The following is a 20,001-nucleotide window of genomic DNA, read 5'->3' on the forward strand; positions in this document are numbered from 1 at the left end:
GGACACTACTCAACGCTGGGGCGCTGCAAATATATATTCACTCCGTCTTGCCATCTACCGCCGGAAAAAACAATGTAAAACGTGTATTCCCTTCGCTGCTGGCGGCCTTCCACGTGCCCTGGTGCAGCAGCATGATGCTGCGGACGATGGACAGGCCCAGGCCGCTGGCGTCGGAGGAGCCTCTGCGGGAGGCGTCGGCGCGGTAGAAGCGGTCGAACAGGCGGGTGAGGTGGTGCGGCTCTATCGTCGGGCCTTTGTTGTCGACTTCCAGCGTGGTGCCGACGGCATCCTGTTGTGCTGTCAGCGTGATCTCTGTGCCGGCATCGGCATAACGCACAGCGTTGGACAGCAGGTTGGCAAGTGCGCGGCGCAGCAGGTCCGGGTCGGCGCAGACGGTGCCCTGGCCCTGGAAGCTGATGCGGATGTCGCGCTCTTCGGCCAAGCCTTCGAAGTATTCGACGATGCGTTCCAGTTCGTCGGCCACATCCAGCGCCTTGCGTTCTATTGCGTGGTCTGCATGTTCGGCGCGGGCCAGGAACAGCATGTTGTCCGTCATGCGCGACAGGCGTTGCAGTTCCTCAAAATTGGAACCCAGCAGCTGTTCGTAATATTCGGTGCTGCGGCGCTGGCCGAGGGCGACTTCGGTCTGGCCCAGCAGGTTGCCGATGGGCGTGCGCAGGTCGTGCGCCATGTCGGCGGACACCTGGCTCAACTGGGCGAAGCTGGTTTCCAGCCTGTCCAGCATGGCGTTGAAGCCGTCTATCAGCGGCAGCAGTTCGCGCGGCGCGCCGCGGCTGTCGATGCGGGTGGACAGGTTGCGGATGCCGATGGCGCCGGTCTGCTGTGCCAGCAGCCTCAACGGCAGCAGGCCGCGGCGGGCGACCCAGTAGGCCAGGAAGGAAGTCAGCAAGGCGGCGCAGCCGGCTACCAGCAAAATGTAGTTGCGATAGGCTTGCAGCATGCGGGTGCGTTCGGTGAGCATGCGGCCGGTGGTGATCTGCAAGGCCTGGCCGGCATATTGCGGATCGGACGTCTGGGCGGAGGCGGACACCAGAATGAAAGGCGTGCCGTTTTCCACCGTGTGGCGCACGGCAGCCAATGACAGTACGGCACTGGGTTCGGCAGAGGCGACCTCGGGCACATTGATGCGGCCGGGGTTCACTTCCAGCAGCGGTGCCTGGCCAGGGAATTTCAGCACCAGCAGCGCTTCGCGGTTGCCCAGCATGTTGCCGAACAGTTCCGGCTTCTGGTGGATCATGTCCAGCAGATCCACGTCTTTCAGCAGCGTGCGGATCTGGTCGATGCGCGAGACCAGCGCCGCATCGTCGCGCTGGATCAGCTGCGCTTCCAGCGCGGTGTACAGCGTGAGGCCGACCGCTGCCAGCACCGTAAACGACAACAGCGCAAACAGCAGCGCCAGGCGGGCAATCAGCGAATGGCGTGGCAGCAGCAGGCTCATGATTCCACTTCGCAGCGGTAGCCCACGCCATGCACGGTGTGGATCAGGGGAACGGGAAAAGGTTCGTCTATCTTCTTGCGCAGGCGGCGCACGGCCACGTCCACGACATTGGTGTCGCTGTCAAAATTCATGTCCCACACCCGCGAGGCGATCAGCGAGCGCGACAGCACCTGCCCCTGGTTCAGCATGAAGAAATGCAGCAGCGCAAATTCCTTGTTGGTCAGCGTGATGCGGGCACCGGCGCGGACCACGCGGCGCTTGGGCACGTCGATCTGCAGGTCGGCAATTTCCAGCGTATCTTCCTGCCTTACCTGGGTGCCCCGGCGCAGCACGATCTTTACGCGCGCCAGCAGCTCGGCAAAAGAGAATGGCTTGACGAGGTAATCGTCCGCACCCAGTTCCAGCCCTTTCAGGCGGTCTTCCAGCGTGCCGCGCGCGGTGAGGAACAGCACCGGCGTGTCGGCTTCCTTGCCGTCCAGCCGCAGGCGGCGCATCACTTCCCAGCCGTCCATGCCGGGCATCATCACGTCCAGCACGATGAGGTCGTAGCGCAGCTCCTGCGCCATGTGCAGGCCGTCGCTGCCGTTATGGGCCACATCCACCACATAGCCGGATTCAGTCAGCCCGTTGCGCAGGTATTCGCTGGTTTTAGGCTCGTCTTCGATGACAAGGATTCTCATTGCTTTACCCCGGTTGTGCGCTGATGTACAGATTGGTTCAATGTTGCATCGCTGCATAGTGCTTTGTAAAGGATTTTATCCCAGTAGGGCCCGACAGGCCCCGCCGGGAGCAGCATTACTGCTTGCCGGCGTTTTGCGCGGCGTCTTCTATCATCGCGGCCACTTCCTTGGCGCGTGAGATATAGATGGTGTGGGCGCCGTCCACTTCCACGGTGTGGCTGTGGGCGCGGGCAGCGTACATGCGTTCCAGGTCAGGATTGATGGCACGGTCTTGCCTTGCCACCATGTACCAGCTGGGCTTGACGCGCCATGCAGGGTTGGTGATCAGCGTGGTGTTCACTTTGGCGGCAGGCGGCATTTGCGAGCGCGCCATGAACTCTGCCTGGTCGGCCGGCAAATCGGCAGCAAAATCTTCACGGAAATGCGCAGGATCGACAAAGACGAAGCCGTCCGGCGTGGTCACGGTGCGGATCTGGCCGGGGATCTTGTTCTTGTTGCTGGCAGTGGATTCGCCGGCATCCGGCGCATGGGCAGCGATATACACCAGGCCCGCCACATGCGAATCGGTGCCGGCCTGCGTGATGACCGCGCCGCCATAGCTATGGCCTACCAGGATCACCGGGCCCGGCTGGCGTGCCAGCACGCGCACCGTGGCGGCAACGTCCTCTTCCATCGATGTCAACGGTTCCTGCACCATATTGACGTTATAACCATCCTTGGTGAGGATGTCATACACAGGTTTCCAGCCGGAGGCATCGGCAAACTGGCCGTGCACCAGCACAATGTTCTTCACTGCTGCCTCGGAAGCCGGGGCCGCAGAGGCAGGCGCAGCGGCAAAAGCCAGCAGCAAGGCGGAGGTGATGACAGAAGCGGAAACAGCGACGGCGCGTTTGGCGTTGAAAGAGGTTTTCATGATTACTCCTTGAGGTTTTTTAGGATTTACGGGTTTGCTACAGTGTTGACGTAGTATGCGCACCGGCCTCCAACAGCTCCATGACGGAGAGATTACAAAAAAATGACAATTCTCGTGGCGCCCGCCGGTTATCCGCCCTAACCAAGGTAGCCAGCGGTGCCAGGAGCAAGGTTTTTTTATGTTAAGCAACAGGGAAGATGGCCGTTCATTTTAATTTCGACCACATTTATTGCGTTTCGATCAACAAGCATAACGGCGCCCTGCGGTTGACCCCGTTTCCGACAGATAGATCAAGGCTGCCTGTCCTCCGCCGCAACGGAAGGCCGCATATAATGGTGGCAAATGAGTGGTGGCAAATGAGTGGTGGCAAATGAGTGGCAGCGAATAAGTGAAAACTAATCAGTGAACACCGTAGAAATGAACGAAGGCAGCCAGACCAGGCTTTTTGCACGAGGATCAACATGAAGGTATCGAAAGAACAATCGGATGCAAACCGGGCCGCGCTGGTCAAGGCGGCGAGCAAGCTGTTCCGGGAAAAAGGCATAGACGGCGTCGGCGTGGCCGAAATCAGCAAGGAAGCCGGCCTGACGCATGGCGCGCTGTATGCGCACTTCCCTTCCAAGAGCGCGCTGGCCGCCGAAGCGCTGGCCCTGGGGCTGGAGCTGGCCAACAAAAAGCTGTACGGTAAATCGGCGGATGAAGCGCCGGATCTTGACGCCTTTCTGGATTATTACCTGTCCACCCGGCAGCGCGACAACCTCGGCGGCCACTGCGCCATGGCCGCTTCCGCCAGCGAAATCGGCCGGCAGGATGAAGACGTCAGCGCCAGCTTCACCGAAGGCTATCTGGAAATGGTCAGGGCCTTTGAAAACCACGTGGCCCAGGCCCGGCCCGAACTGGATTCCAGCAGCCGCGGCCTCGCCCTCGTCGCCGCGCTGATAGGCGGCGTGGCAATGGCACGGGCCACGCAAAAATCCAACCCCGCCCTTTCCAAGAAGGTACTGCAGGGCATGCGGGAACTGGTGGATGAAGCGGGTGGGTTGGGGAAGAAATAGCCCCGGAATCGTAAAATCGTAGGGTGTCAATAGCGCAGTATCGTAGGTTGGGCTAACGCTGTATCAGCCCAACATGCATGCATAACCCGAACATGGCCTGTATGCGAACGCTGAGTGTTGGGCAGGTAAAGCTTTTGCCCAACCTACGAATCCTGGCTGGAATGCAGCGCAACCCGGGGCATTGCTCGTGAGTGAGCCTTTCGGCTTTCGATCATCATGGATATTGCGCATGCGGCGGCCATTTTTCAATGTCCTCGTTTCGCTCCCGGATTTCGCTGCGCTGCATCCAGGCTACTTCTCTCTTTTTTTGGAAAGCGCCACGCCCTTACCCTTTGTCTTCCTCTTTGCGATGCGCATCCACATCCCCCAACCGCACTGATTGCAGCTCTTCCGGCATGCGCCGGTACTTGCCCTGCCCTACGCGTTGCGCGCGGTAGATGCCGGTGTGGCCGGAGAACAGGTAGCTGATGACGCAGGCGATGGCGGCGTAGGGGCCGATGGCGGGGCCGAAGAGTTCTATCGCCATGACCGTGGAGGCAATGGGGGTGTTGGCGGCGCCGGCGAAGACGGCGACAAAACCCAGCGCGGCCAGCGTGGAAAACGGCAGCTGCAGCAGCGGCGCCAGTGCATTGCCCAACGTAGCGCCGATGTAGAACAGCGGCGTGACCTCGCCGCCCTTGAAACCAGTGCCCAGCGAGGCCACCGTGAAAGCGAATTTGCCGGCGAAATCGCTCCATGGCAGCGGATGCTGGAAGGTTTCCACGATCACCGGTATGCCCAGGCCGACATAGCGCTGCGTGCCCACCGCCCATATTGCCAGCGCCACCACCGCGCCGCCGATAAAGGGGCGCAGCGGCGCGTAGGCGATGCGTTTTTTCATGAAGGCCGACAGGCCGTGCGTGGTTTTGGCAAACAGCATGCCGGCCAGGCCGAAGAGCATGCCGGCCGCCAGCACCGCCAGCAGGCCCCACAGCGTGATGGAAGGAATCTGGCTCAGCACATAGTGGGTATGGTGCACGCCCCACCACAGGCCGACCTGGTCGGCGACGATGGCAGCGATGAAGCAAGGCAGTATGGCGTCGTAGCGCATGCGGCCTATGGCCAGCACTTCCAGCCCGAAGATGGCGCCCGCCAGCGGCGTGCCGAACACCGAGGCAAAGCCGGCGCTGATGCCTGCCATGATCAGCAGGCGGCGTTGCTGCTGCAATTCTGCCGGCGGCCGGCGCAGCACCCGCGTGAGCTGGTCCGCCAGCGCGCCGCCCATCTGCACCGCCGTGCCTTCACGCCCCACCGACGCGCCGAACAGGTGCGAGACAATGGTCCCGCCCAGCACCAGCGGCACCATGCGCAGCGGGATCACGTTCTTGGGATCATGGATCTCGTCGATCAGCAGGTTGTTGCCGGCCTCCACGCTCTTGCCAAAGCGCAGATACACCCAGCCCACAGCAAACCCGGCCAGCGGCAGCAGCCAGATCAGCCAGGGATGCGCTTCGCGCCATGCCGTAGCCCATTCCAGCGAAAACAGGAAAAAAGCGGAAGCGCTGCCCGCCAATACCGCAACCGCGGCGGCCAGCAGCAGCCATCTGGCCATATAGGGCAGCAGATCGATTTGTTCGGAAGAAGCAGAAAATTTCATCAGGCCTGCCAGATTAAATGTTGTGAATACCTGGTGGGCAAGCGGAAAAAGAATAGCCTACAGCTTCCCGACAACCAGGAACGTCTGTAGGCATCATCGGCAGCCCGGCATGCGGGCGGCGGTTTGGCAGGAATGCCGGGAGGAATGCCATCTCCCTGTTGCAGCCAAGATATTAGCAAACTTTATTGCGGCGGGCAAATCATCGCGCGCTGAGGTGAATACGCCCAAGCCTGACAGGACATCAGCGCTTCGGGTCCGGACATTCGTCAACCCAGATGTCTACCTTCATATCCTTGATACGCTCTCCTGTCGCAACAACAGCCATGCACTCCTTCTTTTTTGTGTAGTAGAACGTGCAGTCCGATCTGCCGGACGCCGTGCAAAATTCCATTTCACGCCATCCGCGGGCAATGATTTGCCGCTCCAGCCATTCGAATTCATGCCCCCGCTCGTTGCGCGCCACCATGTCAACCGGTTTCCAGCCGTGCGCCAGTATCTGCTTCCTGGCCTCGGCAAAGGGCATATCTTCCTCCGGCTCCCAGGGGTCGCCCTTCGCTTTTCGGGGGGCCACGACAGGTTTCGCATCGCTTACCGGTACGCCGCCCACCCCAGGGCATTCGTAAAAAACTTCTATCACTTTCATCTTTGTCAGGCGCGTGTCCCATACAAAGAGCCGAAGGCACTGCTTTTCTTTGATATAGTTAAAGAAGCAACCGTTAAAAGCCGCAGGACAGCCATCCCATTCAGGCACGGCAGCCTGCCACTTGCCCTCTCTAAAGATGGAGTCTTCTTCTTTCACGAACCGCAGCGGCAGCCAGCCGTCTGCCAAAATCAACTCCCTCGCTTGCAGGAATGGCTGGCCCTTCAGCACCAATTCTTGTGCCTGGGCAGCACTTGCCAGCAGCAAGATTCCCATCACGGCAACCAGCATTTGCCGCCATTGTTGCGTGAGACCGGATAAAGACAAATACAAGATGAGCTCCTTCACAGTGTATCTCTCACTTCCTCACTTCGACGGGCATTCGGTAGTCGAGCCAACTACTTCCATATCATTGATGCGTTCGCCTATTGTGGTAACGCTCATGCATTGCTTCTTCTTTTCATAATAGAACAGGCAGAGTACTCCGGCATCTAAAGAGCAAGACTCTAGCTCGCGCCAGCCAAGCGCAACAATTCTTTTTTCATGCGAGTCATAGCTGATTTCCGGGTCGCGGCGCGCCATGTTGATCGGTGTCCAGCCGTGTGCCAGTATCTGCTTCCTGGCCTGGGTAAACCGCATATCCTCTTCAGGCTCCCATGGACCGCCCTTCGCTTTCACGGGTAAGACAATCGCTTTCGGATGATCGACAGGGATGCCGGCTTCCTTTGGGCATTCATCAGAAATACTTTCAACCCTCATTTTCCTCAGCCGTATATCCCGTGCAAATATCCAAAGACATTCCTTGCCCTTGATGTAGTTAAAACCGCAGCCTGCAAGCGCCGCCGGGCACTCATCCAGCTCAGGCACTGCGACGCCGCTCAGCGTGGCATCTTGCCGCGTCTTGAGGGGCAGCCAGCCGTTGGCCAAAATAATTTCTCTGGCCTTTAAGAATGCCATACCTTCCAGCTTCACTTCTTTTGCGTGGGCTGCACTTGCCAGCAGCAATGCACCTGCCAGGGCAATCAGCCATTGCGGCCATTTTTTTAAAAACCCGGATAGAGATTGGTGCAAAGTGAACTCCAATTAAATTATTAAAGTGAATATTTAAAATAATAACTAATTTTCAATCCAAATAATGCCTTGGAGGAAATTATTTTTGTTGGGGATTGACGCCGTTGTCCCGCACATTGCTCATAATTGCTCGGCCAGCAGGCGCTGCCTGTGCGCGGCGCCTGCCGGAGCGTTGCTGAACTGATGGCGCTGCAGCAGGTTCTGGAACCGGGTCTGCGCGCCGATGTAGGCCAGTGCCGCGCGGCCGGGTGCACCCTGGCGGCACAGCGCGACATCGACCTCGCAGATGCCGCGGTCCATGCTGTCGGGGTGATAAACTTCATCGCGGTAAAGAAAGATGACGGCATCGGCATCCTGTTCTATGGCGCCGGAATCGCGCAGGTCGCTGGCCTGCGGACGCTTGTTGGGACGCTTTTCCAGCTCGCGGTTGAGCTGGCTGAGCAGGACGATGGCGATGTCGAGCTCCTTGGCCAGCGCCTTCAGGCCGCGGGTGATGCCTTCTATCTGGGCGTTGCGGTTGTCGCCTTCGCCTTCCATCAATTGCAGGTAGTCGATGACCATCACCTCCAGGCCGTGGCGGCGCTTGATGGTCTTGGCCTTCATGCGCACATCCAGCAGGCGCAGGCCACCCTGGTCGTCCAGGTAGAGCTGCATGGCGTCTATGCGGGCGATGGCGGCGGTGAGATTGGTCCAGTCCTCATCCGTCATGGCATTGGGCTGCAGCAGGTGGGCCAATGGGATATGGCCGGTGCTGGCGAGGTTGCGGTCGTGCAGCTGCGTGCGCGGCATTTCCATCGACAGCACCAGCACGCTATGGTCGTGGGCGATGTTGCAGGCCATGTTCAGCGCAAAGGCGGTCTTGCCCATCTTGGGGCGCGCGGCCAGCACCACCAGTTCGCCGCCGCGCAGGCCGCCGCTGAGCTTGTCATCCACATCGGCAAAGCCGGTGGAGATGGCGCGGCTACCGCCTTCGCGCCGGCGCTCCAGTTCTTCGATGTGGCGGTACAGGTCGGCGCCCGCCTTCACCGGCTCTTGCCGGGTGCGCGATACCGCCAGTTGCTCCAACCGGGATGATGCACGGTCCAGCAGCACGCCGGCTTCTTCGCGCGAGGCGCCGGCCTGGTCGGCCACCTCGCGGCCCAGCGCCACCAGGCCGCGCTTGATGGCACGGTCCCGCACGATGCCAGCATAGCGGGCGATGTTGGATGAGTAAGGCGTATTCTGCGCCAGCGAATTCAGGTAAGGCAGGCAATCGGCAATGCGGTCGCGCAGCAGGTCGGTCAGCGAGATGACATCGCAGCTTTTGCCGGCGGCAATCTGCGCCTGCAGCTCGCTGAAGATCAGCCGGTGTTCGCCGCGGTAAAAATGCTCTGCTTGCAGGTCGCCGATGCGGTCTATCGCATCATTGTCCAGCAGCAGCGCGCCGAGCACGCTTTGTTCGGCTTCGATGTTGTGCGGCGCCGGCACAGAGGTTTGCATGGAAGTTGGCATGGGGGCTTTCGTTTTCATCAGGGTCGTCATTCAAAATTTCGCAGCTTGGGCTAAGGGGCTATCAGCCCAACATTTCCGGCACCGCCAAAGCCCCGCCGACCCTTCCCTCCCAAAATAGAGAAAAGTAGCCTGGATGGAGCACAGCGCAATCCGGGAGCAAGCCCGAATGCCAGAGCAGACGCCGGCACTCGCAAAGCACATGCAATGACCGGAAGCCGAAAGGCTCGCCCACAAACCATGCCCCGGGTTGCGCTGCGCTCCACCCAGGCTACGGCCGTTGGATAGCCCTCATCAATAATTTTCATATTGCCGCTCCCTCACCTTCGCGAAATTGATGGCCTTGGTCAGCCAGCCCAGGTCGGCGATAAAGGGCCGCTTGCCCGGCAGCTGCGATTTGCCGGTCAGGAAGGCGCAGCCGGCCACGTAGGTGAAGTAGTTGCGCCAGTAGTCCAGGTTTTGCCTGTCGGGGTCTTCGTTCCAGCGGGTGCGCAATTGCAAAGCCCTGCCATGCGTCCAGTCGCGCACTCGCGGGCATTGCGGCAAGAGCGCGTGGTACAGCGCGATAATGTCCTGGTGGGGGCAGGCCGCTGCTGCAGTCTCTGCGCGTAGCGGGTCCTTCTCCTTGGCCGTGCTCTGGGCACTGTCGCCAAGGGACGGTCCTGCTGTTCCGGAGATTGCAGCGCTGCCTGTTGCCGCTGCCCGTTTGCCCCCACCACATGGAGAGCGTGCCGGCCTGGCAGCCACAGGCGGCATTTCCGCCTGCGCACTGCCGTAAGCCCTGGGCTCTCCCGACACGTCACCAGCATCGCTGGCGACAGCTAACACGTCAGTGTTAGCGAGGTTTTGACCTTTATCCTGCTCTTGTTCATGCTCTTGGCTTCCGGGCTTCTTCGAAGCTGGTTGCAAGCTACCCGGAAGGTCCTTCCCGCGCCCTTCGTCCGCCTCCTCAATTTCTTCAACTCCCCGGCAGCGGCTCATGCACAGCGCTACCGCATACTTGTCGTAAAAGGCTTTTAAAAAAGGATTGTCAGGCAGACTGTCGTACTCGCTTTGCACGCCGATGGCCCGCTTGTCGCGCGGCTTCAACCGGGCGCCGATCTGGAAACGTGCCATCTCGTGTACCCACACCATCCGCGATTTTTCGTCATACTGGCAAAAGCCGGAGCGCATGCAGCCCTGCAGGCCGATGGCGAGATTTTCCGGCGTCAGCCCGGTCTCGGCGAGCATGAAAGGCTTGGGCACGTAATACAGGCCGGTCATATTGGCTTGCGGGCTGCTCATCAGGTACAGCGCCACCATCTGCGATTGCCAGCCTTCTTCACGCAATTTTTCGCCGGTGCCGCTGATCCAGAACTTCGGCGCGATCTTTGCATACCCTCTCATTGCGCTTGCTCCTCCTGCAGTGGCACAACAGCTGCCAGCGCCGGCTGCAAGACCTCTTCCATCCTGGCGGCGGCCTGCTGCGCATCCAGCTGCTTCCACAGATAGCGCGCCGCATGCGGGCCGCGCAAAAAAGTGAGCAGCGCAGCATGTACCAGCTGCATGGCAGCGTCGTCCAGCTCTGCATAGGAAATGGATTTGGGCAGCGGCACAATGCCGCCCTTGGCGCCGGGCACCCAGTTCACATGGCCGGCGCCTATCTTCAGCCAGTTGCGGAACTGCTCGAACTCGGCAAAGCGCTGCTGCGCATCGAATACGGCCTGCTCCAGCGCCATGTGGCGGCGGTGGAAGGCAGTGTTGCGCGGGATGCGGATGCCCACCTGCGCCACCTCGCCCTCTTCCAGCGCAAAGAGGTCGCGCAAAAACCGCAGCCAGCGCGCATGGTGCTTGCCGTCCACGCCGCGCAAACCCTGCTGCAACAGCTGGAAGGCGGCATTGTGTTCTGCGTCCGACAGCGCAAGGCTGCGGTCGCGTTTGATCATCGTATGGCTCATGGTGTCATCCTGTGGGTTGAAGTGGGTGTGGCATCCTCATCTGCCGAATTTGTCGAATTTGCCGGCGGCCCGTCCGCGACTGCACGCCGGCAAACCTTGCGGTGCAACTCGGCGATAGCCATCCAGGTGGTGCTTTTGCAGTCTCCCTGGCCATGCACAATGCGGTTGACCGTGGGTTGCGACACGCCCAGCAGCCGGGCGATGCGGGGTTCGCTCAGGCCGGTGGCGGCCTTGATGTCTGCGAGGTATTTAGCGGCCGAAGGCGCTGTGTTTTTCTTATCCATGCACGCATTCTATACGTGTTTGAATAGTCTTTTCAATGCATATTTGAATAAATTTTTGCATAAATCTATACGTGCGTGTATAGTTTCATTATTCAGTTGTACAAGCCCCTTTGATTAACCGGCTTGGCAGGGAGAGTGGACGCTAACCGTCCGGCGCAAAAATAGGCAGGCAGGGGTAAATCCCTTGTTTGCCGTCCCGGCGCCTGCTTCCGCCAGCCACTAACCGGCCCCAAGCCACCCACTGCCATGACCCTGACATCGCGACTAGAAACCGCCATGCAAGCCGCCGGCTTTGCATCCCAGAGCGCCCTCTCCCGCGCCTCCGGCGTACCCCAGCCCACCATCAACCGCATTCTCAACGCCGTCGGCACCAAGGGCCCGGAAACGGAAACCCTGCGCAAGCTCGCCAGCGCCTGCAATGTCAGCTTTGAATGGCTGCACGAAGGCCTCGGCAGCATGCAGCGCGGCAGCGCAGCGGAAGACAGTGCCCAGGTCAGGCAGCCGCACATGCGCATCAACGCCGGCAACAGCGGCGACGAAGGCGCAGGCGCCATCCGCTTCATGCACGCCAGCGGCAGCTGTGGCGGCGGCTTCAACAATTACGAAGATCTGGAAAAAGAACCGCTGATCAAGGAAGAACGCTGGTTCTCCCGCTTCCACGTCAAGCGCGACGATGTGGTCGCCATCTATGCGTATGGCGACAGCATGGCCGACTTCATCATCGACGGCGACATCGTCATCTTCGACACAAAAAAAACCGAGATCACCAGCGGCCAGATCTACGCCATCGATTCGCCGGACGGCCTGCGCATCAAACGCGTGCACCGCCGCGCCGACGGCAGCCTGGTGCTCACCAGCGACAACCCCAACAAAAACCGCTACCCGGACGAGCTCTACACGCCCGAGCAATCGGCGCAGTTGGTGGTGAAGGGGAAGTTTGTTTACCGGCAGGGCGGGTATTGATAGCCTGAACGGAGTCAATAATGGCTGATAGCACAGGCAAACCCTCGCTTCTGCGCACCTACCTGCGCACTGCCCTGCGCTGGCAGCGCGGCCGCCAGCAATCCGGCTACGACAAGATGCTGCTGCTCCATAGCATGTGGCCGCTGCCGTTAGATGTGTATATCCTGCGTTTTCCGGAAGGGGCGGAGATTGCGCCGCATGTGGACAAGGTGAGTATCGGCGCGCACTACCGGCTGAACATCGTCGTCAAGAAAGCGGCATCGGGCGGCGAGTTCGTCTGCAAGACGCCGATTTTCGAGACGCCGCGCATCAAGTATTTCCGGCCGGACGCCTGCGAGCACAGCGTGACGCGCGTCAACCGGGGGTCACGCTATGTGCTTAGCATAGGCTGGGTGCGGCGGGGCTGAAACCAGGCTTTGCAAATAATATAAATTCATCGGACGTGCCATTGACTACCATGCCGCTGGCGATCGGCATCGTCTTCACGCTCAATCTATTATGGTTCGGCGCGGCCTTCCGCTATTTTAGCCTGACGCCGGACACGGCGGCAAGGATGCTGGTGCCGAAATCAGCACGCAGCTCGCCGCTGTTCAGCACGGTGTCGGCATCGGTGCGCTTCTTGGGCGGAATGAACTTTGCGTTCGCCGCCTTTGCCGCCCTGCTGCTGACAAACCGCGCGCTCTTCCCGGATGCGCGGCAAATGGCGTTGTTCGCAGGCGTGTTTGCCATCGCCCACGCCAGCCAGTTCGTGTTCAACCTGCCGGTGGCAATGCGCGGCGGCAGGCAGGGAGAATCGCTATGGCCGGTGCTCAGCGGCCCCATGCTGTTTATCTTTGCGACCGACTTTACGCTGATGGTAGCCAACGGCGTGCTGGCGGTAAAGTGCTGCAAAAGGACAGTCAAGTTATTGGCTCGTTTTTGATAAGGTCTGCTTCTGGCGGAATTCAGCATTAGTTCCCGTCACCTGTCTCTTTTTTGTCTTGCTTGCGGGGCCCCGAAAAACGAACTCGAAACTCGGTGTTTTCGGTACCTATATTCCACCATCTGTTCTCGCTTGAAAAGCTATCTCGGACTTCCAAATCCAACGGGCCGCAAGTTTTAATTTTCCATGCCTGCTTTGGCGATAATCTTTTTATGCCACAGTGCACCAGGCTACAGCATTGAGGGTGAGTACCGTCTATCAGGGAAATCCCCCAAATTTGATCTGCTTTATAGTCAACACCAAGACAAAGCACAGGATGATAGTTGCAGCTCTCGAAAATATCCCCAACTTTGATATTCAGCCGCTTGTATGCTTGAAGCATTTTTTTATCAAATTCACGCATAAATAGTAATCAGGTTGCACAGTCTAGTTTTGGCCGACTCTGGTCAACTAGCGTCCCGCAAGAAATTTAGCTCTCTGATGTCTCATTGAACCAGCTTTTTACGGTGGGGAGACGCATACAGAAAAACACCACCACGCAGACAAGCACTTCTGTACCTACCAGAGTACGCGCAAACGTCGTCATTGTGCCGAAGTGAACTGGAGTGGGCGGAAACATCACACTGATGAAGACCCACGCCCACGACCAATAAACACCCAACGCCAACTCCACCGTTGTCGAACCAGGATGGCAATGAAGAGTCCTGAAACTACGGCGAAGACAACTGGCGACAGAAAAACCAAATTACCTATCTCATAGAAAGGGGAGAACACCGCGTGCGCAAGAAATAGCAAGCTGGCCGCTACGCAGGCAACAAAATACAACTTAAGCATTGTGACCTTCGAAGTTAAACAGAATTAATATGGTTGGCTGATGATGCTCGCGGAAAGTCGAATGATAGAACTACAGCCGAATGCTGCCACGGACAAGTTGATAAAGCAATATCGGATTCGAGCAATAAGCAAGTGTCTGCTCCTGGCCGACAGGGGCCTCACCAAAGGGGACGGAACGAAGCAGAATTCCGTCTTTTTTATATTTAAGGATTCAGCGTTCGCGCTCAAGCGTGTAACTGCCGATTACTTTGCCGTACAACTCAGTTTCGGTCTCGTAAGTCATTCCAAGGCGCTCGGCAACACGGAGCGATGATTTATTGGCAGAAGCGATGAGAGCCCGAACTTTCGGCTCGCGTCGAGTCTCGAACGCATAATTCAAGACTGCCGCCGCTGCTTCATTTGCGATTCCTTGGCCCCAGAACGGTCGATAAGTATTCCAGCCCATCTCCATCTCAGTTGATTCCTCGCGGAAGAAAGCTCCAACATTGCCGACGAGTTGGCCAGTTTGCCTATTCTCTATAGCCCACCAACCCGCGCCATGTATGAGCCATAATCCAGCATGTGAACTGAAGATTCGCCAAGCCATTTGACGGTCAGACGAGCCCAAGTGAACCGAGCTTTCAGAATTCATCAAATGGTCCGCAAATACGTCGAAGTCCTCGCGCCGATATTCACGAAGCGTAAGTCGTTCCGTCTGAAGATGCTGGACGGACGTGGTGAACGCGTGATTCATGGGGTAATCTATCATTTAACTTGTTAGTGGTGATTGACCGTCTTTTGTTGGCCGAAATCAGCCTCAGCGAATTATTTGCACACAAGCTAATGCGAAATGCAAAGGCGATGAAGTCCGGCGTATCGAGCCTTCTACAAGCCTACTGGGAGCTGATTTTTCGAATGTACCGCCCTCCGCCCAGGACATAAACGTTGCCTAGCTGATCAATCTTGATGTCGCTGACTGCACTGAACTTAACGGTAGGTCCTATCCCTGTATTGTTAAGAGATGAGCCACCGCCTGCCAATGTTGTGACAACACCGTCGCGCGTAATTTTGCGGACCAACTGATTCTCGGCAACGTAAAGCATTCCCGTTGCATCAACAGCAATACTATTCGGATTAAAAAAGCTTGCCTTTGTGCCTGTACCGTCAACAGAATTGGCGCTGTATCCACTTCCGGCAAGAATGGTCACGACCTTGCTTGGGGTAATCTTTATTACCAAGTCATTGGTAGTATCCACGCCGTACAGATTTCCCGATGAATCGATGGTCAATGCATTCAGCGAGAGCAGATTTCCGTTGCCATTGGCGTAACAGCATTGAGGACCACCGGCGAAAGTCGACACAATTCCGTCGGGTGTGACTTTTCGGATCAAGCCACTTTGTGGTTCGCTGACAAAAAGGTTACCAGTCGCATCAATCGCTAAGCCTTGGGGGAGATTAAACTGGGCCTCAGTCCCCTTCCCGTCCATGTCACCCGCTTTGCCATTTCCTGCAAGCGTCGTCACGGTACCATCAGGGCCGATCTTGCGTATCGCATGGTTATATAGATCGGTTACATAGAGGTTTCCTGACGAGTCCGTGACCATGCTTCCTGCACCGTTGAACTTCGCCGCACTACCATTGCCATCGGCATAGCCTGGAAAACCAGCACCTGCCAAAACCGAGAGTTGTCCAGAAGCTGATAATTTGCGAATTACATAAGAATAGTCGTCGCTTATGTAAACATTCCCCGATAGATCCATCGCAAATGCAACCGGGCTCACACCTATGCCAGTTCCAACCACGACGCCACCGACGTCCTCTTGACCTGCAAATCCAGTAACCATCGCCTGCGCGGGATGACAGGACACAGTAATATTTTGCACATCAGCGGACCCGACAATGCCGGAGGCATTGCTTAATGTGCAGGCATCAATGAATCCGTATGGTTGACGTACCACCGTCAATTGGTAGGACGTGCCAGTCGGCGCGTGATCTTTGAAAGTGAAACTATTGCTATTGGGCGGCACATCCAAAGTAATGCCCCCATTTCCAAGAATTAGTCCTGCGTTGCCAAGTCCGCTAACCGTACCACCGATTGCAAACGACATTGGCACAGGCGGAGGCGGTGAAACTGGTTCAGAGTTGCTCCCTCCACCGCCGCACGCACTTAAGAAAAAACATAAGCTAGCACTCAAAATGAAACGTTGCATTGAGCCTCCAAAAATTGATATTAAGAAATAATTATATATTTTAATATACTTTCCAGCAACTTGGCGTATTCATTGAAAGCATGATCGCAATGTCAACACCAGCCCGATGCCCGTCATCTTTAAGCTCCATGACAATAGGTTCCGAAAGAGCTGCATACTGTCTAAAATTTCTTCTGGCTAGCCAAGGCATACCTAAAAAAAACCAGATAATCGAGCCCGCTACTATCGCAGCGATACTTAATGTCGGTGAAGCGATTAGCACCCACAGAATCAAGATGATCAATCCAAGTCCGGCAATCGCGAGCAGAGAACGAGGCCGCAAGTGTAGGTACTGGGCGGCAACGACGTCTTGTTCGCGGAAGTTACCTTTTGAACAGCTGCTCTTCGCCGGCTGCTGCTCATCCCTTACTCCGCTTACCTAGCGTTGGGTTTATCCAGCTTTTCTAAAATTGATTGAGAGACCGACAGACCAAATTTGCCACCTCATTGGAAAGCTTGATGAGATTATGGCCCGTCATGCTTCTTTTGATTTGTATTAAAAAGACTTTGAACGTCTTCTCGAGCGCCAAGTGCAACTCCCAACATTCAACAGTGCTATCGCAGGTTTGAGTGTAAGGATACCGTGCAAGAAAATTCTTACTTGGCCCCGCAAGTTCAAAATGCGCACATGGCAGGATCGCTGCGCGAAACGCTGGCAGCATTGAGGATATACCAAAGGTCAAACCCGCCCAAATACAAGACTGGCATTGACCCCACCAAAACCGAAGCCATTGGAGATGGCATAGTCTGTCGCTATTTTCCGGGCTGATCCGCTGACGATATCGATGCCCTCCGCTGCTGGATCGGGCTGTACCAAGTTCAGTGTGGGAGGCGCCATCTGGTCGCGCAGGGCCAGTATGGTGAAGATCGCTTCCACGCCGCCGGCCGCTCCCAGTAAGTGTCCTGTGGAGGACTTGGTGGCGGATACGGCGGGGCCGCGACCTGTTCCGAATATCGCCTTGATGGCAGCCAGCTCGCTGCTGTCGCCGACCGGCGTGGACGTGGCATGGGCGTTCAGGTGGCCTATCTGTTCGGGCGCCAGGTTTGCCTGCCGGATCGCCAGTTCCATGGCGCGCCTTCCGCCGGCGCCGTCATCGGGCGGAGAGGTCATGTGATAGGCGTCGGCGCTGGTGCCATAGCCCAGCAGTTCCGCAATGGGCGTGGCGCCGCGGCGCAATGCGTGCTCCAGTTCTTCGATGACCAGCATGCCGGCGCCCTCCCCCATGACAAAGCCGTCTCGTGCGGCATCGAAGGGGCGGGATGCCTGCGTGGGATGCTCACTGAAGCCGGTGGACATGGTTCTTGCGGCGGCGAATGAGCCGAAGCTGACGCGATCGATACAGGCCTCGGCGCCGCCGCAGACGGCAATGTCAGCCTCACCCGCACGAATCAGGCGCGCTGCGTCGCCAATGGCCTGTGCGCTGGCGGCGCAAGCAGTAACAGGCGCGCCGAGCGGGCCCCGAAAACCGTGGCGAATGGAAATGTGCCCGGCTGCCATATTGGCCAGAAAACTGGGAACGGTAAAAGGAGAAAGCCGCCTTGGCCCGCGGCCGTCGGTAGTTCTCACCGCCTCCACGATTGCGCCGAACCCGCCCACGCCTGAGCCCACAATGGTTGCCGTCCTTTCGCGCGCGCTGTCGGTGTCTGGCTGCCAGCCGGCCTGGTGCAAGGCTTCCTGCGCGGCGGCAAGGGCAAACAGGCTGAACCGGTCCATCTTCTTGTGGTCCTTGGGTTCCACCGCGAGGGCAGGATCGAAGCCCCACGGGCAGTCTGGCGTCAAGCCCGGCACGACGCCGGCGAGCTTGGCGGCTATCCCCTCCGTGACCTCTTCAGGCAGCACTACCAAGCCCGAATGCCCCTCCAGGAGCCGGCGCCATACGGTCTCCACTCCACAGCCCAGCGGCGACACGATACCCATGCCGGTTACAACAACTCGTCTTGTATTCAACTCATGCTCCTTTTTTGGCGAATGAAGATATGCAGACAGGCATGGGCAAAGTACGCCATACTAAAACTATCGCACACGTCAGGCATCGCAGAAATAAGACCTGATTATAGGGAGCCAGCGAGAAAGAAATTGGCACATCGCGCCAACGAATATGCAAAATGCGCCATAATAAGGGAATCATGAAGCTATCCTGGCAACGCGCTCTTACCGTTTCGGCCCACTTCCTGCACGGGATGCTGCACTTCGTCCGCACCCATCACGGAGACAAAGTGGTCGCCCAGGTACTCGCGAGCGCGGCCATCCCCCAGTCCCTTCTCCAGCAGCCTGATGCACGGCTGACGCGCCAGCAATACGTCGCGCTGTACAGGACAATTGCGGCGACACTTGATGATGAAATGCTGGGGCTGTGGTCACGGCCCATCCGCACCGGCACGCTGAAATACCTCATGCTCAGCCTGCTGGACGCGCCGACGGTGCTGGTTGCCCTGAATCGTTTTGTGCGCTTCTGGAATTTGCTGCTGGATGATTACCGGCTGCAGATTTCAACCAAAAATAATCTGGTACGGCTGGCGCTCGTGGAAAGAACGCCAGGTACGCCGCTCACGCCGCTTGGGCATGAGCTGATGATGAAGCTGATTCACGGTATCGCCTCCTGGCTGCTTGGCAGGGAGATCAATCTGCACTGCGTCGAATTCAGCTTCGCCAGGCCGAGGCATGTGGAAGACTATGTGTTCCTGTATCCCGGCGAGGTGCGCTTCAATGCCGGCGCGACGGGCATTTATTTCTCTTACCAGGACTGTGCGGAGCCGTTCAAACGCGAGAAACATGAGCTATGGGCGTTCCTGAAACGCGCTCCGGAAGACTGGACCTTCAGTGCATTTCACCGCGCTTCCATTGCCGCCAAAACGCGCGAGTATCTTGAGCAGCACATTGCACAGCCAGTGACGATACAGGATCTTGCGCAGGCACTGCACACCTCCGTGCGCACGCTCAACCGCCGGTTTGCACACGAAGGAACGCATTTCCAGGCGGTGAAAGACGGGCTGCGACGGGATATAGCCGTCCATCGCCTGACCAACTCCAACACGGGCGTGGCAGCGCTGGCATTCGACCTCGGCTTCTCCGACGCCACAGGTTTCTGTCGCGCATTCAAACACTGGACCGGCAGCAGCCCTTCCGATTATCGAAAGGACACCCGTCAGGATGAGTGACGATGGAGGAAGCCGCTCTCCTCCTTATAGGCTCACGCCAGATGCGCTTCTGGCCGGCTCCCACCATCCGCATATTTCTCCTCCGCCAATGCTGGCTTCCCATCTTCGCGGGCACCTTGTTAAGCAACGGCAACCAACGAAGATCGCAGATTGCAATCGGGATCATTTGAACTACACTTCAACGACATCTACTTGTCTGAGGAGAGCATCATGCCGAAGTATGTCATTGAGCGCGTCATACCTGGAGCGGGAGCTTTGGCTCCTGGAGAATTGCAAGCGATCTCTCAAAAGTCTTGCAATGTATTAAGTGAGTTGGGTCCTAGTGTCCAATGGGTCCACAGCTATGTGACCGACGACAAGATCTACTGCCTCTATCAAGCTCCGGACGAAGCATCCGTGCGTCGACACGCAGAGCTTGGCGGCTTCCCTGCCAACAGCGTCGCGCGCGTGCGCACCATCATTGACCCAAGCACTGCGGAAGTGGCGTGACAAGAAGCTCGAACTTGCTTGTGCGTAAATCCCCTACGTGCCGCTTGTTCATTGAACCAGTACCATGGGCGCCGGCTGCCAGTTCAAGAAGGGGATTGATGCACGCGAATGATTGCCAACGGCATGCTGGCGTAAAAATCCGATATCGTGGTCGCTGCAGCTGCTCGATTGCGAAAGTTCACGATTTTTCAAAGCGGATGTTCGCATTAGTGAATGTAAAACTTTGGCGTTTTCCGACAATCG

20 protein-coding genes and 1 riboswitch are annotated in these 20,001 nt (G+C 57.8%); of the genes, 6 read left to right on the top strand and 14 right to left on the bottom strand.

Going from position 1 to position 20,001, the window contains the following annotated elements:
- Nucleotides 1-37: 37 nt before the first annotated feature.
- The 3 genes from ACO0LO_RS18565 to ACO0LO_RS18575 all read right to left on the bottom strand — a co-directional run bounded on the left by ACO0LO_RS18565 (nt 38) and on the right by ACO0LO_RS18575 (nt 3,052).
- Nucleotides 38-1,459: a heavy metal sensor histidine kinase gene (locus ACO0LO_RS18565; RefSeq protein ID WP_422966144.1), complete on the bottom strand. Its 1,422-nt coding sequence runs from the start codon at nt 1,457-1,459 to the stop codon at nt 38-40.
- Nucleotides 1,456-2,139, bottom strand: coding sequence for a heavy metal response regulator transcription factor (locus ACO0LO_RS18570; protein ID WP_422966146.1), 684 nt, complete (start codon nt 2,137-2,139; stop codon nt 1,456-1,458). Before ACO0LO_RS18570 ends, ACO0LO_RS18565 begins: the two co-directional genes overlap by 4 nt.
- Nucleotides 2,140-2,254: 115 nt before the next feature.
- Complete coding sequence (locus ACO0LO_RS18575; protein WP_422966148.1) at nt 2,255-3,052, bottom strand: alpha/beta hydrolase; 798 nt, start codon at nt 3,050-3,052, stop codon at nt 2,255-2,257.
- A gap of 461 nt (nt 3,053-3,513) precedes the next feature.
- Here ACO0LO_RS18575 and ACO0LO_RS18580 point away from each other — a divergent pair, with 461 nt between their 5' ends.
- Nucleotides 3,514-4,107, top strand: coding sequence for a TetR/AcrR family transcriptional regulator (locus ACO0LO_RS18580; protein ID WP_422966150.1), 594 nt, complete (start codon nt 3,514-3,516; stop codon nt 4,105-4,107).
- A 325-nt stretch (nt 4,108-4,432) separates the two neighbouring features.
- Here ACO0LO_RS18580 and ACO0LO_RS18585 read toward each other — a convergent pair whose 3' ends face one another.
- From ACO0LO_RS18585 to ACO0LO_RS18615, 7 genes are all read right to left on the bottom strand, one after another.
- Nucleotides 4,433-5,743, bottom strand: coding sequence for a voltage-gated chloride channel family protein (locus ACO0LO_RS18585; protein WP_422966152.1), 1,311 nt, complete (start codon nt 5,741-5,743; stop codon nt 4,433-4,435).
- Between the two features lie 80 nt (nt 5,744-5,823).
- Nucleotides 5,824-5,907: riboswitch (Fluoride riboswitch) on the bottom strand.
- A gap of 77 nt (nt 5,908-5,984) precedes the next feature.
- Nucleotides 5,985-6,731: a hypothetical protein gene (locus tag ACO0LO_RS18590; RefSeq protein ID WP_422966154.1), complete on the bottom strand. Its 747-nt coding sequence runs from the start codon at nt 6,729-6,731 to the stop codon at nt 5,985-5,987.
- Nucleotides 6,732-6,749: 18 nt separating this feature from the next.
- A complete protein-coding gene (locus ACO0LO_RS18595; protein ID WP_422966156.1) occupies nt 6,750-7,454 on the bottom strand; it encodes a hypothetical protein in 705 nt (234 codons plus the stop codon).
- Between the two features lie 120 nt (nt 7,455-7,574).
- Complete coding sequence (gene dnaB / locus ACO0LO_RS18600) at nt 7,575-8,945, bottom strand: replicative DNA helicase (protein ID WP_422966158.1); 1,371 nt, start codon at nt 8,943-8,945, stop codon at nt 7,575-7,577.
- A gap of 291 nt (nt 8,946-9,236) precedes the next feature.
- Nucleotides 9,237-10,328: a hypothetical protein gene (locus ACO0LO_RS18605; protein ID WP_422966160.1), complete on the bottom strand. Its 1,092-nt coding sequence runs from the start codon at nt 10,326-10,328 to the stop codon at nt 9,237-9,239.
- On the bottom strand, nt 10,325-10,879 hold the full coding sequence (locus ACO0LO_RS18610) for a hypothetical protein (RefSeq protein WP_422966162.1): 555 nt from the start codon (nt 10,877-10,879) through the stop codon (nt 10,325-10,327). The genes ACO0LO_RS18605 and ACO0LO_RS18610 overlap by 4 nt, the downstream gene beginning before the upstream one ends.
- Nucleotides 10,876-11,163 carry a helix-turn-helix domain-containing protein gene (locus ACO0LO_RS18615; RefSeq protein WP_422966164.1) on the bottom strand — a complete coding sequence of 96 codons (288 nt, stop codon included), beginning with the start codon at nt 11,161-11,163 and terminating at the stop codon, nt 10,876-10,878. Before ACO0LO_RS18615 ends, ACO0LO_RS18610 begins: the two co-directional genes overlap by 4 nt.
- Nucleotides 11,164-11,409: 246 nt before the next feature.
- Here ACO0LO_RS18615 and ACO0LO_RS18620 point away from each other — a divergent pair, with 246 nt between their 5' ends.
- The 3 genes from ACO0LO_RS18620 to ACO0LO_RS18630 are packed head-to-tail and all read left to right on the top strand — an operon-like array spanning nt 11,410 to nt 13,048.
- On the top strand, nt 11,410-12,126 hold the full coding sequence (locus tag ACO0LO_RS18620; RefSeq protein ID WP_422966166.1) for a LexA family transcriptional regulator: 717 nt from the start codon (nt 11,410-11,412) through the stop codon (nt 12,124-12,126).
- A gap of 20 nt (nt 12,127-12,146) precedes the next feature.
- The gene (locus ACO0LO_RS18625; RefSeq protein ID WP_422966167.1) at nt 12,147-12,533 is read left to right on the top strand and encodes a 2OG-Fe(II) oxygenase; all 387 of its coding nucleotides are present in this window, start codon (nt 12,147-12,149) and stop codon (nt 12,531-12,533) included.
- A 41-nt stretch (nt 12,534-12,574) separates the two neighbouring features.
- Nucleotides 12,575-13,048 carry a hypothetical protein gene (locus ACO0LO_RS18630; RefSeq protein ID WP_422966169.1) on the top strand — a complete coding sequence of 158 codons (474 nt, stop codon included), beginning with the start codon at nt 12,575-12,577 and terminating at the stop codon, nt 13,046-13,048.
- Between the two features lie 28 nt (nt 13,049-13,076).
- Here ACO0LO_RS18630 and ACO0LO_RS18635 read toward each other — a convergent pair whose 3' ends face one another.
- The 4 genes from ACO0LO_RS18635 to fabF all read right to left on the bottom strand — a co-directional run bounded on the left by ACO0LO_RS18635 (nt 13,077) and on the right by fabF (nt 18,058).
- On the bottom strand, nt 13,077-13,451 hold the full coding sequence (locus ACO0LO_RS18635; RefSeq protein WP_422966171.1) for a hypothetical protein: 375 nt from the start codon (nt 13,449-13,451) through the stop codon (nt 13,077-13,079).
- Between the two features lie 642 nt (nt 13,452-14,093).
- A complete protein-coding gene (locus tag ACO0LO_RS18640; RefSeq protein ID WP_422966172.1) occupies nt 14,094-14,615 on the bottom strand; it encodes a GNAT family N-acetyltransferase in 522 nt (173 codons plus the stop codon).
- Between the two features lie 139 nt (nt 14,616-14,754).
- Nucleotides 14,755-16,071 (bottom strand): hypothetical protein, encoded by a 1,317-nt coding sequence (locus ACO0LO_RS18645; RefSeq protein WP_422966174.1) that lies wholly within the window; start codon nt 16,069-16,071, stop codon nt 14,755-14,757.
- Nucleotides 16,072-16,789: 718 nt separating this feature from the next.
- Nucleotides 16,790-18,058 carry a beta-ketoacyl-ACP synthase II gene (gene fabF, locus ACO0LO_RS18650; protein ID WP_422966176.1) on the bottom strand — a complete coding sequence of 423 codons (1,269 nt, stop codon included), beginning with the start codon at nt 18,056-18,058 and terminating at the stop codon, nt 16,790-16,792.
- A gap of 179 nt (nt 18,059-18,237) precedes the next feature.
- Here fabF and ACO0LO_RS18655 point away from each other — a divergent pair, with 179 nt between their 5' ends.
- Together ACO0LO_RS18655 and ACO0LO_RS18660 are read left to right on the top strand one after the other, a co-directional pair.
- Entirely contained in the window at nt 18,238-19,269 is a 1,032-nt protein-coding gene (locus ACO0LO_RS18655) for an AraC family transcriptional regulator ligand-binding domain-containing protein (RefSeq protein WP_422966178.1), read from the top strand.
- 210 nt (nt 19,270-19,479) lie between these two features.
- Nucleotides 19,480-19,758, top strand: coding sequence for a DUF4242 domain-containing protein (locus tag ACO0LO_RS18660; RefSeq protein ID WP_422966180.1), 279 nt, complete (start codon nt 19,480-19,482; stop codon nt 19,756-19,758).
- Nucleotides 19,759-20,001 lie beyond the last annotated feature (243 nt).

Origin of the sequence: Undibacterium sp. TJN25 (assembly GCF_049339885.1) — a bacterium.
Lineage (GTDB): Bacteria > Pseudomonadota > Gammaproteobacteria > Burkholderiales > Burkholderiaceae_D > Undibacterium.

Bases quoted from the DNA above. Each gene is read 5' to 3' on its own strand.
- ACO0LO_RS18570 (WP_422966146.1), bottom strand. From the start codon at position 2,139: ATGAGAATCCTTGTCATCGAAGACGAGCCTAAAACCAGCGAATACCTG.
- ACO0LO_RS18610 (WP_422966162.1), bottom strand. From the start codon at position 10,879: ATGAGCCATACGATGATCAAACGCGACCGCAGCCTTGCGCTGTCGGAC.
- ACO0LO_RS18565 (WP_422966144.1), bottom strand. From the start codon at position 1,459: ATGAGCCTGCTGCTGCCACGCCATTCGCTGATTGCCCGCCTGGCGCTG.
- ACO0LO_RS18625 (WP_422966167.1), top strand. From the start codon at position 12,147: ATGGCTGATAGCACAGGCAAACCCTCGCTTCTGCGCACCTACCTGCGC.
- ACO0LO_RS18615 (WP_422966164.1), bottom strand. From the start codon at position 11,163: ATGGATAAGAAAAACACAGCGCCTTCGGCCGCTAAATACCTCGCAGAC.
- ACO0LO_RS18585 (WP_422966152.1), bottom strand. From the start codon at position 5,743: ATGAAATTTTCTGCTTCTTCCGAACAAATCGATCTGCTGCCCTATATG.
- dnaB (WP_422966158.1), bottom strand. From the start codon at position 8,945: ATGCCAACTTCCATGCAAACCTCTGTGCCGGCGCCGCACAACATCGAA.
- ACO0LO_RS18580 (WP_422966150.1), top strand. From the start codon at position 3,514: ATGAAGGTATCGAAAGAACAATCGGATGCAAACCGGGCCGCGCTGGTC.
- ACO0LO_RS18605 (WP_422966160.1), bottom strand. From the start codon at position 10,328: ATGAGAGGGTATGCAAAGATCGCGCCGAAGTTCTGGATCAGCGGCACC.
- ACO0LO_RS18575 (WP_422966148.1), bottom strand. From the start codon at position 3,052: ATGAAAACCTCTTTCAACGCCAAACGCGCCGTCGCTGTTTCCGCTTCT.
- ACO0LO_RS18660 (WP_422966180.1), top strand. From the start codon at position 19,480: ATGCCGAAGTATGTCATTGAGCGCGTCATACCTGGAGCGGGAGCTTTG.
- ACO0LO_RS18645 (WP_422966174.1), bottom strand. From the start codon at position 16,071: ATGCAACGTTTCATTTTGAGTGCTAGCTTATGTTTTTTCTTAAGTGCG.
- ACO0LO_RS18655 (WP_422966178.1), top strand. From the start codon at position 18,238: ATGAAGCTATCCTGGCAACGCGCTCTTACCGTTTCGGCCCACTTCCTG.
- ACO0LO_RS18635 (WP_422966171.1), bottom strand. From the start codon at position 13,451: ATGCGTGAATTTGATAAAAAAATGCTTCAAGCATACAAGCGGCTGAAT.
- ACO0LO_RS18640 (WP_422966172.1), bottom strand. From the start codon at position 14,615: ATGAATCACGCGTTCACCACGTCCGTCCAGCATCTTCAGACGGAACGA.
- ACO0LO_RS18620 (WP_422966166.1), top strand. From the start codon at position 11,410: ATGACCCTGACATCGCGACTAGAAACCGCCATGCAAGCCGCCGGCTTT.